The sequence below is a fragment of the Maritimimonas rapanae genome (assembly GCF_057837205.1).
The window spans coordinates 145,463-159,944 of record NZ_JBYQFI010000001.1 but is presented as its reverse complement, the minus strand read 5'-3'; the positions used below and the strand labels follow the sequence as shown (position 1 = coordinate 159,944).

At 33.3% G+C, this 14,482-nt stretch carries 13 protein-coding genes; 12 read left to right on the top strand and 1 reads right to left on the bottom strand.

All coding sequences use genetic code 11. From position 1 onward, the window contains the following. Positions 1 to 3: 3 nt before the first annotated feature. A complete protein-coding gene (locus AC3IF2_RS00760) occupies positions 4 to 3,411 on the bottom strand; it encodes an RHS repeat domain-containing protein (protein WP_489165097.1) in 3,408 nt (1,135 codons plus the stop codon). Between the two features lie 242 nt (positions 3,412 to 3,653). Here AC3IF2_RS00760 and AC3IF2_RS00755 point away from each other — a divergent pair, with 242 nt between their 5' ends. From AC3IF2_RS00755 to AC3IF2_RS00700, 12 genes are all read left to right on the top strand, one after another. Beyond that, on the top strand, positions 3,654 to 4,064 hold the full coding sequence (locus AC3IF2_RS00755; RefSeq protein WP_489165096.1) for a prepilin-type N-terminal cleavage/methylation domain-containing protein: 411 nt from the start codon (positions 3,654 to 3,656) through the stop codon (positions 4,062 to 4,064). Positions 4,065 to 4,076: 12 nt separating this feature from the next. Continuing rightward, on the top strand, positions 4,077 to 4,556 hold the full coding sequence (locus tag AC3IF2_RS00750) for a prepilin peptidase (RefSeq protein WP_489165095.1): 480 nt from the start codon (positions 4,077 to 4,079) through the stop codon (positions 4,554 to 4,556). Positions 4,557 to 4,558: 2 nt separating this feature from the next. Then, a complete protein-coding gene (locus AC3IF2_RS00745) occupies positions 4,559 to 5,968 on the top strand; it encodes a GspE/PulE family protein (RefSeq protein WP_489165094.1) in 1,410 nt (469 codons plus the stop codon). A 1-nt stretch (position 5,969) separates the two neighbouring features. After that, a complete protein-coding gene (locus AC3IF2_RS00740; RefSeq protein WP_489165093.1) occupies positions 5,970 to 8,060 on the top strand; it encodes a type II secretion system protein GspD in 2,091 nt (696 codons plus the stop codon). 2 nt (positions 8,061 to 8,062) lie between these two features. After that, positions 8,063 to 9,241: a hypothetical protein gene (locus AC3IF2_RS00735; RefSeq protein ID WP_489165092.1), complete on the top strand. Its 1,179-nt coding sequence runs from the start codon at positions 8,063 to 8,065 to the stop codon at positions 9,239 to 9,241. Further along, complete coding sequence (locus AC3IF2_RS00730) at positions 9,238 to 9,756, top strand: hypothetical protein (protein ID WP_489165091.1); 519 nt, start codon at positions 9,238 to 9,240, stop codon at positions 9,754 to 9,756. Before AC3IF2_RS00735 ends, AC3IF2_RS00730 begins: the two co-directional genes overlap by 4 nt. A 434-nt stretch (positions 9,757 to 10,190) precedes the next feature. After that, positions 10,191 to 10,625 (top strand): hypothetical protein, encoded by a 435-nt coding sequence (locus tag AC3IF2_RS00725; RefSeq protein WP_489165090.1) that lies wholly within the window; start codon positions 10,191 to 10,193, stop codon positions 10,623 to 10,625. 35 nt (positions 10,626 to 10,660) lie between these two features. Then, positions 10,661 to 11,974 (top strand): tyrosine-type recombinase/integrase, encoded by a 1,314-nt coding sequence (locus AC3IF2_RS00720; protein ID WP_489165089.1) that lies wholly within the window; start codon positions 10,661 to 10,663, stop codon positions 11,972 to 11,974. A gap of 61 nt (positions 11,975 to 12,035) precedes the next feature. Beyond that, entirely contained in the window at positions 12,036 to 12,626 is a 591-nt protein-coding gene (locus AC3IF2_RS00715) for an RteC domain-containing protein (RefSeq protein WP_489165088.1), read from the top strand. A 75-nt stretch (positions 12,627 to 12,701) separates the two neighbouring features. Continuing rightward, positions 12,702 to 13,007 (top strand): helix-turn-helix domain-containing protein, encoded by a 306-nt coding sequence (locus AC3IF2_RS00710; protein WP_489165087.1) that lies wholly within the window; start codon positions 12,702 to 12,704, stop codon positions 13,005 to 13,007. Continuing rightward, complete coding sequence (locus AC3IF2_RS00705) at positions 12,988 to 13,374, top strand: hypothetical protein (protein WP_489165086.1); 387 nt, start codon at positions 12,988 to 12,990, stop codon at positions 13,372 to 13,374. Before AC3IF2_RS00710 ends, AC3IF2_RS00705 begins: the two co-directional genes overlap by 20 nt. A gap of 82 nt (positions 13,375 to 13,456) precedes the next feature. Further along, complete coding sequence (locus tag AC3IF2_RS00700; RefSeq protein ID WP_489165085.1) at positions 13,457 to 14,365, top strand: hypothetical protein; 909 nt, start codon at positions 13,457 to 13,459, stop codon at positions 14,363 to 14,365. Positions 14,366 to 14,482: the final 117 nt, after the last annotated feature.

The following is a 14,482-nucleotide window of genomic DNA, read 5'->3' as shown; positions in this document are numbered from 1 at the left end:
CTGTTAGTTTTTATAGTTATATGCATTCTTACTCAATACCTTATTGTCTTTATCTATTACCATTTCTAATCGATTAAAATCATCATAATGATAATAGACCGTCTGACCTGTAGGGTCTGTCATACTAGTAACCCCTACTAATGGATCATAGGTATAAGTAGTAACTAAAGCATCAGAAAGTGCTGAAGTATTTCTCAACGTAGTTAATGCCGCCCGCAAAGCACCTTCATTTCCTGAAGTACCAAAGGTTCTGTCATTATCATTGTTTGATTTTGTCTGTAAATTCGAAACCTGACTCGATACCTCTGAGTAGGTAGCATTTTCGATCTTTGCTATGGGGAATTGCTCATTATAACCCCAGATATAAACTATCTTACTGCCATCTTTTTTACTGATCTCTTTTATATTACCATTTGTATAATAACTATGAAATTGTACTCGGTCTTGCAATTTATTCGTACTGCTATTATAAACTCCTTTTAAAGTTTGGATGTCTTTGGGTAAAGGGTTAGTATTATTATTATAATTGGTACGCTGTACATTTAATAATTCATTAGTTTCAGCTACACCATCATCATCCAAATCTTTATAACTTTCCGTTTGAATAGGTTCTGAAATACGATGTTTTGTCCTTAATTGATCAATCGCAGATTTTTCTGAAGACGTCAGTGCGTCGTAGCCCAATGAACTTGTAGATGTTACATCGTCGGGATAATATGTCTTTGTTATTATAGGATCATCATCACTAACCGTAGTTTTGGTTCGTGTGACTTGCAAATGACCCGGATTATCATAAAAATATTCTTTTGTGGTCATTACCGGGTTTAAACCATCTTGATCATATTGGGTATATATGGTCTTGTCTAAATAATGCCATTGCCGACTTTTTATATAACCGGTGATGTCATAGCGCCCAATTCTAGTGGCCAGGTTTTCCATGATCAGAGCCCCCTCTAATTTTGAGTTCACTCGAACATTATAGGCCTGAATTTCTTTGTCAAGTTGATGATCGTAATTGTAAAAACTTTCTGTCCTATTTAAAGTAACATAATTATTCCCTATCTTTTTGAAGATAGATTTTTCTAATTCTCTACCAAAACCAAAGATATTTGCGAGTGGAGTACCCGGTATATAAATTCCTGATGCCTCGTTTGGTATGAAGCCGGTATAGGAAGTTTTGTATAGATTTATAACACCACCGCCTTCAAAATTGTCTCCATATTCTTCAATGATAGAGCCATAGCCTATATGATAGACCCCATAAATCGAAAATGCTGAATTAGCCGATAGCGTTGCTGTTTTACAAAAATAGACGCCTGCTCCACCGCCTCCAGGAGTAAGTGTTTCATAATGCGTTATTGTGGGGTCAGAATTACGATTCACTACTTTACCCGATGATAAAGTGAGATCATCTAAGGTACCATAATGATAATTTTTAGTTTGTACGTTTCCATTACCATTATCAGTTTCAACTTTGGCAATACGTAAACCGCCTACTTCTATATTTGTCGTTGTAGTCGTTGGTGCTGTTGCATAATAATGAATTTTGGCTGTACCTGTAGTCTGTGGCCTACTTACCATCACCTTTAGAGTATACGAATGCCCCCCTACTAATTGCACATAATAGTCTTTACTAAAGTTACTGGTGGTTACCGTAAACGGATTTGGTCTTGGGTATGTGGTACTATTTATTTTTTCATAAATGTAAGCTGATTGGCCCGTGGTATTATCTTTAACCTCTACCAAAAAGGTAAGGGGATTTGTTGTTGGGCCTCCGGGACCGCCTCCACCAAGCATTTCATCCATATCAACAATAAATTGTAGATCAACATCTTGGGTAAATGGAATATTTTGTATACTTACCTGGCTTGTATATGTCGATGACCCTGAGGTGCTTGGATTAAAAACTGATGCTGTTTTTGTCGTGATGGCAGGTAATACAGTAGTTGAACCTGCATAAGAATGTGGATCGTAAAATAATTCATTCTTACCTCCTGTTGGATAGGTAACTTCCTTTAGTAAGCCTTTAATACCATAGAAGAAATTAGGGTCTCGGTTGGCCGCCTGAAAGCTATTTAGTCCGTTCGCCAAAACACCATTTCCACCCGTGGCGGTTTCAATTGTTTTTTCATCGATTAAGTTAATGTTGGGCTTTCCATTATAATACCCCCAATAATCTTGAGATGCAGAAAATCTGGGTGGTAACTGCTCTGGATTATAATATTCAAATTGATGCGCGGGTTTTAAAACACCTGTTTTACTCTTCTCGGTGACTTTAGACAAAAAGTAGCGCTTACCGTGATAATTTTGTTGAAGTAAAGTTGGTATTAAATTTGAACTACCTCCTCCATAAGACAGATATTCAAAAAGATATTCTTTCTGCAAACTATTACTCTTATCATATACAGAAACTTTATCTAACTTATCCATGTTTGCAGGCATTCCGGCTTTGTGCGAATACGTAAATGTTACTTTTCCAAAACCAGCGGTCTGAATTTCTTTTAAATACGGAGTGTTATTTGATGAACCGTACAAACAAATCTGGTCTCCGGGAATATTACAGGTACCCGTATTAAAAGCACTTTCTCTAGTAATACTTTGTGCAACACCATTATCATAATAGGTCATTTTTGTTTCATAAACGAACGTTATACTATCTCCATTTGGATGACTTATGTTTGTCAAATGCCAGGCCTTGGTAGTTCTATAATTTAATAACGCTGATGGCAATGCAACACATGAAGATCGACTCATACTTTCTTCTTTTTTATTAAATGTGTAGACAATGCCATTGGCATCTTTAATAGTAAAGCCCGATAATCCAGACATGATTTCAATTTTGAGCGGAGAGGGTTCTAGAAAAATGGGTGTTCTATTTACGATTGATGTGCTATTCGTATCCAGATAAAAACTACCTGAGAAGCCATTGAAATTAAATGAATAAATATCGGGTTGATAATCACCACTCCCCGGTTCTCCATTGCCTCCGCCTGTGGTTTGTGACATTAAAAAACCTTCCATTACCGGAGTTATTAGCTGCGTCTGAACGTCAGGCATAACTACTTGCGGGTTTTCATCCGGATCATCATGAATCTGACGGGTAATAACCCCTCCGGTACTGAGATCCCAACCCATACCCACATTTGATGAGTATTCGTCTACCCGCACACCATTCGAGCTATAGCGAAGCGTAATAGGCACTGACAAGTTGATGGTTTTAAACTCATGTAATGGAATATTAATTTGTGGTGACCCGGTAAATAAACCAATAGGAATGTCGCCATACTTACCCAACGCAGCAGTATTTGGCGAAGGTGGGATTACCTGCGGTAATTTTAGGTCATCAGATTGTGAAAATGCACATAAAACTCCTAGAAAAAGAAGTAGTATTAGTTTAATTTTAAATCTCATAGTTTGTCTCAAAGTATTTGAATTTATATTCAGTTTTTACTAATAAAGCTTAAAAGTATTTCAATCTTTCAAGCTATATTTTCGAAAAAAATTTGAGTGATACTTTTAGACATAAACAGTTCAAAATTTCTAACAAACGGTAAAAAATGATAGATTTTTGTCAACTTATTACTATAAATGTGATGTCGCGAATTGGAGAGAAAAATTAGTTTTGGATTGAATTGTTGCTAAAATTCATAGACATGAAAAAACTAATCTTTAAGAAAGTTTCAGCTTTCAATCTTCAAGAGTTATTGATCGTATTGGTCATTATCGGCATCCTGCTTTTATTGGCCTTGCCTAATCTCATGCCGCTTATATCTAAAACCAAAAGTCTAGAGGCACAAACACAATTAAAACATATTGCTAACCTAGAAAAGCAGTATTTTTTTATGTACTCAAAGTATAGTGCTGATTTCAACAGCATTGATTTCGAAGCTCCAAAAACTGTACAACAAAATGGCAGTGCCAATTACTCATATGAAATCATTGAAGCTTCTAATATTGGCTTTAAGGCCAAAGCAATAGCTATAACTGATTTTGACGCAGATGGAATTTTTAATGTTTGGGAAATAGATCAAAACGGTTTACCGAAAGAAGTTATTAAAGACTAAAGCTATTTCACTATGGAATTAACATTAAAAATAGGCAGTCTTTTAAGCTTACTAGCCATTACGTATCAAGATCTTAAGGAACGTAAAGTGTCTCTGTACCTTTTTTTGTTTGCCTGGGTATTTACATCAATACTATATTACAGAATAACAAGCTCATCTGAGTTCTTAGTAAACATTATTACAAATCTTGCATTAGTTTCAATAATCATTGGAATTTTAATTGGCTATACTTGGTTTAAATTAAAGCAACCATTATTCGAAGTGTTTGGTCTAGGTGATGTATTGTTCTTTTTGGTTTTAGCTATCGGTTTCCCAACAAGTACATTTGTAGTGTTCTTTGTCAGCTCTTTAGTTTTTTCATTGATTTTATTCTTAATAATTAAGTCAAAATTGAAAAACAAAACGGTTCCATTAGCTGGCTTTCAGGCTTTGTTTTTAGTAATGGTTTTGTGTGTGAACTGGATGTTGGATATTGTAAATCTCTATCAATAATTATGCAAGGACAGTTCAACATTCCTACAGAATTACAGCAATTAATCAGTGCTGAGCAAGCATACCATTATCGTATTATTCCGAGTGAACAACATAATGGAAGTATTACTTTTAAAACTGATAGTTCAAATAAAGATATATTATCTCAAGAGCTCCAAATTATTTTTGGAAAAGAAATTTCTTTGGTAAATGAATCAACTGAAGTCATTCAAAAAACATTAGCATTAAATTATCGAAAGCAAGAATCCAAAAGACAAACACGACTCACCGATTCAACAGATTTACTTTTAAATATTATTCATGAAGCCAAATCTTTAGGCAGCAGCGATATTCATTTTGAAGTCTTTGAACACGTTCGACGTGTACGGTTCAGAATTGATGGGAAATTATTAGAACGATATACCATTCCACAACAGGAGTATCCAAAAATTATCAATCAGATAAAAGTAAAAGCAGGGTTAGATATCGCAGAAAAACGCCTGCCTCAAGATGGACGCATTAAAATAAGCACTCAGCACGAAGAATATGACATCCGTGTATCCTCTTTACCAACATTGCATGGTGAAAAGCTAGTAATGCGATTATTATCTAAAGATGCCACCAATATTCATTTGAGTTCCTTAGGGTTTACCGATGAAGAACTCATACGTTACAATCAAAGCATCAAAAACGAACAAGGCATTGTCCTAATTTCAGGGCCTACAGGATCAGGAAAAACCACAACGCTCTATGCCACATTAAAATTATTGAATACTGATGATGTCAATATTTTAACTATTGAAGACCCCATTGAATACACCTTAGAAGGTATCAATCAAGTACAGCTCAAGGAAAATATAGGGCTTGATTTTTCAAAGTCTTTACGCACTTTTTTGCGCCAAGATCCTAACATTATTATGGTAGGTGAAATTCGGGATGTGGATACGGCGAATATGGCTATTAGAGCTTCGTTAACTGGGCATTTGGTTTTATCTACCATACATACCAATTCTGCCTGGGCGACGATTTCAAGATTAATTGATATGGGTGTACCTCCATTTTTGATTGCAAGTACTTTAAAGCTAAGTGTTGCACAGCGTTTGGTACGGAAATTATGTGATAACTGTAAAGCATCCCAAGAAATTTCAAATGACACTTTTCCTGAACATATTGATGTTTCAAAGGATTTTAAAGAGCATTCCATTCCGGTCGGATGTGAAGATTGTTACCATACGGGATACTCAGGAAGAAAAGCCATTTATGAAATCTTACCAGTTACTCGAGAATTAACTGAAGCCATTAAAAACAATCAACTAGAAATTGACAAGTATCTGGAAGAAAAAGGAATTGCAACCTTAAAAATGAACGCCATAGCATTAGTTAAATCAGGAGTGACTTCTGTGGAAGAAGTCTATCCATTATTACTAGAATAAGATGAAAAGAAAAACTATTCAATATCTCTTGGTTTCAATATTATTTTTGACTTCTTCCTTACTAGTTGCTCAAAATAATATAGATCAAATCAGATCTAAACTTGATAGTATCAAATCTACTGCTCCTGGCTTGTCCAAAAAGGCAAACATTAATGTCAACAATACCTCATTAGCTGATTTCTTACAGGCATTAGCAACAGCCAATCAAGTCAATTTGAATATCCATCCTGATTTACAATCCATCACCATCAATAACAATTTCTCCAACGCTACTGTTGCTGATGTATTGGTATTTGTCTGCAAGCAATATGATTTAGCTATAGATTTTACGGGAAACATTCTTTCTATCCATAAAACCATCAGGCCAAAACAAATTGTTCTGCATCGTATTATTCCAATCACATATAATAACGAAAATGATCTTCTGACTGTTGACCTAAAAAACGACACACTATATGTAGCTTTTAAGCAACTCATGCAACAAACAGGTAAGAATCTGGTGTTCGCACCCGGAATGGGAAAGCAACTCCTTTCTGGGTATATCCAAAATATGCCATTTGATTCAGCCTTAGACAAACTGGCCTTTGCTAACAACTTAACCATTACAAAAACACGAGATAATTATTACCTCTTTGAAAGTGGCAACATCGTTGCTTTTGATAATTCACAACCAAAAAGCGGAGAAAAAAGACAGCAACGCCCACAACGAAGACGTAGTTCTAATTTCTTTTTTGAGATTGATTCTATAACCAAGAACATTACAGTCGACTTTGAAAACACTTCTATTTCAAGTCTTATTTATGACATAGGCCATGAATTGGATAAAAGTATGTTTACCGCCAATCCCTTGGATCAAGCAGGCACAACTTCAGTAAAAGCCCAGAATGTTACCTATGACCATCTTTTGGATAAAATTCTAGAAAACACAGAGTTCACTTATAAAAAAACGGATTTGATCTATTATTTCGGGAAGAAAGATCAAGTGTCTTTACGAGATGCCGTTTTAGTGCCCTTAATGCATCGTTCCATAGAGTTTATGACCAGTAATGGTGGCTCAGGTAGAAGAGCAGGAAGGACGTCAACCATCAATAACCAAAACTTTGGGGTTAATACACCCAACAATAGAGCAAATACCTTTAACAACAATCGCCAAAACCTGAATACCAATAGAACTGACACTTTTTCACAACGTGATAGTAAAGCGGAGTCCTTGATCAATATGTTGCCTGAAGATGTCATAAAAGACCTCAAAGTAAGTGTTGATGTTGAGCTCAATAGTTTCGTTGTCAGTGGCCCCAGTCAAAACATTGAACGTTTTAAAAAGTTTATCCAATACATCGACAAACCAGTTCCTGTTATTTTAATCGAAGTGATGCTCTTGGAAGTAAATAAAACCGCTACGGTTGAGACAGGTGTAGAATGGGGTTTAGGTGATCAACCTGTCGAAACTCGGGGAGATATTTATCCAACTACAGATTTAACCTTAGGGGCGCATACGGTAAACCGGGTTATTGGCAACTTTAACAATTTCGGGTCTTTTAATATAGGGCAAGTCGTACCAAATTTCTTTGCCAAAATCAAAGCGATGGAGGTCAATGGAAATGTGAAGATTAGATCGACACCAAAGCTTTCTGCGCTGAACGGACACCGAGCCAATTTATCCATAGGTGAGACCACCTACTATGCCGTTACGCAACGAGATATCATCGGAAGTCAAAACCCGCAAACATCCACCATTACCAATTACCAACCCATCGATGCAGAATTTGCTATTAATATCAAACCATTGGTTTCTGGGGATGGACAAATTACCTTAGACATTAATGTGATTCAATCCACTTTTAATGGGTCTCGTGTGGCTGAAGATGCCCCTCCAGGAGTCAACTCCAGAGAGTTTAATTCCATTATACGTGTGAAAGATCAGGATGTTGTAGTGTTAGGAGGTTTGGAAGAAAAGATCAAGAATGATTCTGGGACAGGAGTGCCTTTATTAGCTAGAATACCTGTAATCAAATGGCTCTTTAGTAAGAAGAAACGAGAAGACACCAAGAAAAAATTAACTATTTTAATCAAACCTACCATCATCAAATAGTGTTGGATAGACTTACATATGGTAAAACATTCTGTGCAATTGAGCATGTTACTGTTGATGGTCAGGAGCACATCAATGGATTGATCTTAACAAAAAAACAACAAGAACTCATTCTCAACGGTTCATTTGAAATTGACACTCTTGAGAAATTAAGTGATCACATCTTACAAAAGCAACACTTATTTTTGGTCATCAATACGAATAAAGTCCTTTTTAAAAGTATAGATAATGTCCTAGAATCTCGACAAGCGGTACAACAGGCATTCCCCAATCTAACACTCGATGATTTTTATTATGAAACATATACATCTCATGAGAAGACTTTTGTAGTAATTTGTAGAAAAGAAGATGCCCAAAAGCTATTAGACAATTATCGAGAAAAGCAATATTCCGTTATTCGATTCTCCTTAGGAAATCTCTCAATTTCTACACTTGAAAACTTTGTAAATCAAGATGAATTAATCTCTTCTAATGCCACGATTCAGTTTAAAAACCAAAAAGTAGCTGATATTTCCATAAGCAAGTCTCTTAAAGAGAAATTCAACATCAATGGATTGGAACTAACGAATAATTCTATACTACCCTTAGCAGGTATTTTGAATTATTATACCAATTCCTCAAAAACAGTCTCAAACTTCAGTCAGGTACTCACTGATTTGAAAGAACAATATAAGCAGCAGCACATATTTAACCATGGGTTAAAGATTAGTCTAGCAACAATTTTTGTGTTGCTGCTTTTTAGTTTTTTAGTATTTACCAACTATACTACAAAAATAGAAGAGTTAACTACAACGTTGGCATTAAATAAAACTCAGAAAACTTCCTTGTTAAAATTAACGAATGAAGTTCAGAAAAAAGAAAAATTGATCAAAGACTTTTCCCTGGCTTCTTCCAAAGCCTCCTGGTATTTAGATCAAATCGGGAAGGCAGTGCCTTCTACAATCACTCTTTCAGAAATTCAGTGGCAGCCACTAACAAAAAGTATTAAAGAAGATAAGCCCATTGAAACGAAACAGCAAATCGTATTGATCAAAGGTGTCTCCACGAAAGGCGACGATTTCTCAAACTGGTTATCCTTTTTAGAGCAATTGGATTGGGTAGAAAAAGTAGCTATCAATGATTATGGGTCGGGTAAAAAAATAAAGACATTTTTTGAATTGGAAATTACCTTTAAGTCATGAGTCCCAAACAAAAAAATATCGCATTGCTTGTTGGGTTCATCTTATTTCTATGGATCGCCTATCAGCTGTCTTTTTCCAAAACCCTAAACCTTAAAAAGCAACATGCCAATCTTAAAGGAGAAGTCTTATTGTTTGAAAACAGCTCGCAAAAGCTACTGCAATTACAAAAAGAGAATCGGTACTATGATTCGATTTTAAAATCAAAACGAATTTCTACGGATAAATCCTTTCAGAATAATTTATTGTCAACGATCAATACATATGCGGACTCTACAAATATCAAGGTGGTCTCCTTTCAGAATCCGCATGTTTTTCAGCAGGATGATGCAGAAATTCTCAACTACTCGTTTACTTTGAGAGGGCCTTTTAATCAAATCACGCAACTCATTTATCAGCTAGAAGAACAGTTTAAATTGGGGAAGATCATCTCAGTTAACTACCTTAAAAAACGAGATTATCACAGACGTTCTGATTATTTAGAATGTACCATTTTACTCCAACGGATAAATTCTTAAAGTGATTTATTTTGATCTATTCACTTACATTGACTCAAAATCCTTAAGTAAGTTCTATTTAAAAATGAGTCACAATTGAGTCACAATTTATCCAAAAACAAAAAAAGCATCCCAATTTGGGAAGCTTTCCATTGACTAACTTTAACAGTTAGAGCAGTTTATATGAAACTGCCAAAAACAACACAACTTTCTTTTATCGGTCTGGACGGGACTTGAAACTATCAATTTTTAAAACTCCTCTAATTGCTATAAAACATGATATAACTCTTATAAACTCAATATTTATAGTGCGCACAGAAGCATATTAACGTTTTAATGAAATAGAATAAAATAGAATAAGTATTAAAAAATGTTTAGTAAATGTTTAGTAAAATATAAAATGTTGCTATATTTGGGTGTTTTAAACATTAATAATATAAAACCTATAAATTACTATGAGAAAAATTACAGTTCTTTTTATCACGTTACTACTATCATCCTATTCCTTTTCTCAATTTAAAAAAGTTGAAAAAGAGAATTTAATAGGAAAAGTTCAACATTTTAAAATTACCGAAAGTAATAATAGATATATAATCGCTTATAATGATTTAAAATTTACCCAGATAACCGACTTTAAAAGCTTTATTTTAAATAAAGAAGAATTTACCCAGCTTTTTGAAATTATTCAAAAGGGAATGAGCGAAATACCTAAAGAGAATATTGAAATTGAAAACGATACTTTTATGCTGTCTATTAAGTTTGTGAAAATGATGGGAGTTCGTTCTGTCCAAATTATTCACCTTAACAAAAAAACAGAGGTTGCTGGACTAACAAGATATTTAACAAAAAAGCAAGTATTAAAAGTATTCGGTAAGAAAAAGAAAAAGTAATATTTAAATTTACTACTAGTTCAAATGTTCAACTTATGGCAACTATTAATTTCAAACTTCAAAGCACATCAAAAAACTCATCAATTCACATTATACTTTCAGCAGGTAGAGGGAAAACTTTGTTTAGAAAAACTGGTCTATCTATTAATTCCAAAGATTGGAGCAGTAGAACAGGATTGCCATTACAAAACAATCCATCTAATAAAAACCTAACTACCAAATTAAAAAAATTAGAAACTTTTATCTTTGATAAACTGAATAATTCGAATAGTCAAGGCGTTGAGGTTACAGGAGACTGGTTAAGTTATAATATAGATTTGTATTTTGGTCGAATTGCTGATAATAACAAAAGTGAGTTAGTTACAGATAACATTCAATACATTATTGATACAGCACACACAAGGGATAACGGAAAAAAAGGTATTGGTCTTACCGAATGTAGAATAAACGCTTACAAACGCCTTAAAACACTCTTTAATGAATTTCAAGGCAAGAGTAATTATAAGATAAAAGAATTAGATACAACTTTGTTCGATAATTTTAAAACGTGGCTTCTTGACAAAAAGAATTATGCACCTACCTACGCATTAAAAAAATTATCCGATTTAAAAACAGTTTGTAAAGATGCTAGAAAAAACGGTATTGAAACCTCAACTCAAATAAACGACATAAAAACAAGGCAAATTTCTGCTTATGATGATGATATGGATGTTATTATCTTAACACCCAATGAGATAGAAAAGATAGAGAAAACCGAACTATCAACACAAGCACTTATTAACGCTCGTAAATGGTTAATATTAGCCTGTTATACTGGGCAAAGAGGCGAAGCATTAACCACAAGAATAAAAGAAAGTAATTTTGAGCAATACGGTAACGACCTCATCATAAAAATTAGACAGAAAAAAGGTAATAAAGCCGTAATTATACCTGTATTACCCAAAGTAAAAGAGATTTACGATAACGGAATGCCTTATATCGTTTCTACTCAAAAACTAAACAAACATTTTAAAACCATTGGAGAACTAGCAAAAATAAACGTCCCTACAATGGGTCGAATTATTGAAGCATCCAATACAAAAGGAAAAAGAGGCATTAAAAAATTACGTCCTAAATATAAATATATTAGCACCCATATAGGACGGCGTACATTTGCATCTAACCACTACGGAAAAATACCTACTCCAATAATTATGAGAGTAACGGGACACTCTAAAGAATCAACCTTTTTAACATATATCAACCAAACAGACAATAGTCATATAGATACGTTCTTAGACTTCTACAAAGCAAAAGAAAAGACAGAAAAGAAAGCAAAACTAAAAGTATTAAAAGCATCAAACGAATAGGCTATCACAAATTGTGATGCAATTAAAATAATTAACAAGGCAACGTAAAATAAATGTTCAAATGGAAAAGGAAATAGACACTTTAGTTAAAAAATATTCAAAATATATTTCCGAGGATATAAAAAATAATAATACTGGAGGTTGTAAGATTAAATTTATCAAAATAAAAAGAAGACTTTTAAATGTTGAATTTGAAATAGAAAAAGAAAATTTAAATAATACAATAAAAGAAGCAGTATCATACTTTAGAAATCGTGTTTTAAGAGGATTGGAAAACTCCAAAAGAAATGATACTTATATTTTAAAAAATCAGCCTTTGTTTTTGGAACATTTACACTACTATATTGAATATAAAAAGTTGCTAAATATTCCAATAGATGTCGATACTGAAAAAAAAATAACACCAATAAATTGGATAGGAACTCAAACCGAATTAATAGAGCTTATTAAAGCGTTAATTGAAAATCAAAGTATAAAAGGTGTGCAAAAAGATATTATTAAAGAATTTTCAAAATTCTTTAATATCAAAATTAAAAATCCTAACAAGTTAATAAGTGATATTAAAAAACGTAATAACGGAAGTGAAACACTTTTTATTAATAAATTAGAAACTAGTTTATTAAACTACATGACAAAAGAAAAGATACGTTAGGCGTACGTTAGTAACCCCCAAATAAATTTAAAGTAAAGGATTTTTGCGAAGTATTAATTTAAAATATTTCAGCAAATGGAAACAGTACAATTTATTTCAACCAGTCCCAAGGCATTAGTCAACTTAATAGACGAAGCAGTTAAAAAACGTTTAGATAACCTAAAAAAAGAGTTTCAACCTAAAGAGCCAACGAAGTATGTTACTCGTATTTATGTTGCAGACGAAATGCTTCATTGTGATGTAAGCACAGTACATAATCTAACAGTTAAGGGCATACTTACAAAATATGCGATTGGCGGTCGTGTATTGTATATACGCGATGAGGTGGAAAAAGCGATTGTTCAACTTAATAATCAAAGTAATGGCAACGCAAATACCTAACCCAGTTATTCACGTGTTCAAGGAAATAAACGAGGGTAAATATAAGACTACACGACACTATGAACTTCAAGAAGTTCTAAACGGAACTACTTTACTATCAAATCAAATTAACATTAGTAAAAATCAAAACTGCGCTTTATCAATGCCAGATTATTGGTTAAAGATAAAACAGGGTAAGAAGTGGAGTGAATGCCTTACAGGGCTTTTTAAAACACATATTGGTGATTGTTTCAAAGGCGATATTAATCGAAAACAACATCTAATAATATTCAAATTCTCAAGTAATGCAAGTATATTAACTATCCTTTACTTTGAGAACTACTACACCAAAGATTTAAGCAAGATTTTACCTTTCACTAAGAAATAAAAAAGAGGGTGTTCAAAGCCCTCTTTATTTGTTCAAATGTGGTAAGCGGCAACGCAATACCACAGCAAATATAACAATAAAGTTGATAGACTATATTAAAATATTGCTGTTTGAGATTGATATTTCAACCCTTTTAAATAAACTTGAGTTTAAGACTGAAGTATCAGAAAAGACAGGTGAATTATCGACTAAAAAAATTGCAGAATATCACTTTTGTAAAATTACAATATACGATAGTGGTATAGTATTATTTACTGGCAGCGTTCATAAACTTTGGAATTCACTAAATCAAATAAAAGCACCAAACTATAAAGAAGTAAAGAAATACAAAGGGTTTAATGGTAATCAGTTTACAATCAATAATATTTTGGAAGTTAGAACAAATTTACAGAACCTATTTGATTGCTCACCTCAACAAATGATATTTCAAAATATAGAGTTTGGAGTTAATACAATACTTGAATTTGACCCTAAATTATATTTAAAAGGGCTGCTCTACCATAATGGAACTCTATTTGAATATAGATTTAAAGGCAATCTTGCACAGGCACAACACCAGCGATTCTCACTAAAGATTTATAATAAATCAAAACAATATAAAATGAAAAATAATGTATTACGTTTGGAACTTAAAATTAACAAGACTGTTGAACTTAAAAAAATAGGAATAATCACCTTTAACGATATAAATGCAATCACGCTTAATAAGGCTAAAGTTATGCTTCTAAAGCGGTTTGATGAGGTGATGCACTTTGACTATTCTATTCGCAAAAAAAGTCTTAGCAAACGTCAAAAGCAATGGAAAAGCAATTATTCAAACCCTAGATTTTGGGTTAATGATTTACAACCTAATTTAAGATATAGACACAAACAAAGACTTCTTGAAATTACTCTAAAAAATTCAGATAATTTACACTTAAAAATAAGGCATGAAATTATTGAAAAGTGTAGTATAATTAACAGCCTTTCTAAAACTCTAATTGTAGCATAATTAACAGTTCTAGTATAGAGTTAAATATGCTACAATAACACTCTTTAAACTATCTATTTATTATCTTAGTCCTATAATGGATATATAGTCAATAACTATATATCTACGTTACCTGCC

What these genes read in the sequence shown, in the direction of transcription:
- AC3IF2_RS00760 (WP_489165097.1), bottom strand. Translation starts at nt 3,411, where the DNA reads ATGAGATTTAAAATTAAACTAATACTACTTCTTTTTCTAGGAGTTTTA.
- AC3IF2_RS00755 (WP_489165096.1), top strand. Translation starts at nt 3,654, where the DNA reads ATGAAAAAACTAATCTTTAAGAAAGTTTCAGCTTTCAATCTTCAAGAG.
- AC3IF2_RS00750 (WP_489165095.1), top strand. Translation starts at nt 4,077, where the DNA reads ATGGAATTAACATTAAAAATAGGCAGTCTTTTAAGCTTACTAGCCATT.
- AC3IF2_RS00745 (WP_489165094.1), top strand. Translation starts at nt 4,559, where the DNA reads ATGCAAGGACAGTTCAACATTCCTACAGAATTACAGCAATTAATCAGT.
- AC3IF2_RS00740 (WP_489165093.1), top strand. Translation starts at nt 5,970, where the DNA reads ATGAAAAGAAAAACTATTCAATATCTCTTGGTTTCAATATTATTTTTG.
- AC3IF2_RS00730 (WP_489165091.1), top strand. Translation starts at nt 9,238, where the DNA reads ATGAGTCCCAAACAAAAAAATATCGCATTGCTTGTTGGGTTCATCTTA.
- AC3IF2_RS00725 (WP_489165090.1), top strand. Translation starts at nt 10,191, where the DNA reads ATGAGAAAAATTACAGTTCTTTTTATCACGTTACTACTATCATCCTAT.
- AC3IF2_RS00720 (WP_489165089.1), top strand. Translation starts at nt 10,661, where the DNA reads ATGGCAACTATTAATTTCAAACTTCAAAGCACATCAAAAAACTCATCA.
- AC3IF2_RS00715 (WP_489165088.1), top strand. Translation starts at nt 12,036, where the DNA reads ATGGAAAAGGAAATAGACACTTTAGTTAAAAAATATTCAAAATATATT.
- AC3IF2_RS00710 (WP_489165087.1), top strand. Translation starts at nt 12,702, where the DNA reads ATGGAAACAGTACAATTTATTTCAACCAGTCCCAAGGCATTAGTCAAC.
- AC3IF2_RS00705 (WP_489165086.1), top strand. Translation starts at nt 12,988, where the DNA reads ATGGCAACGCAAATACCTAACCCAGTTATTCACGTGTTCAAGGAAATA.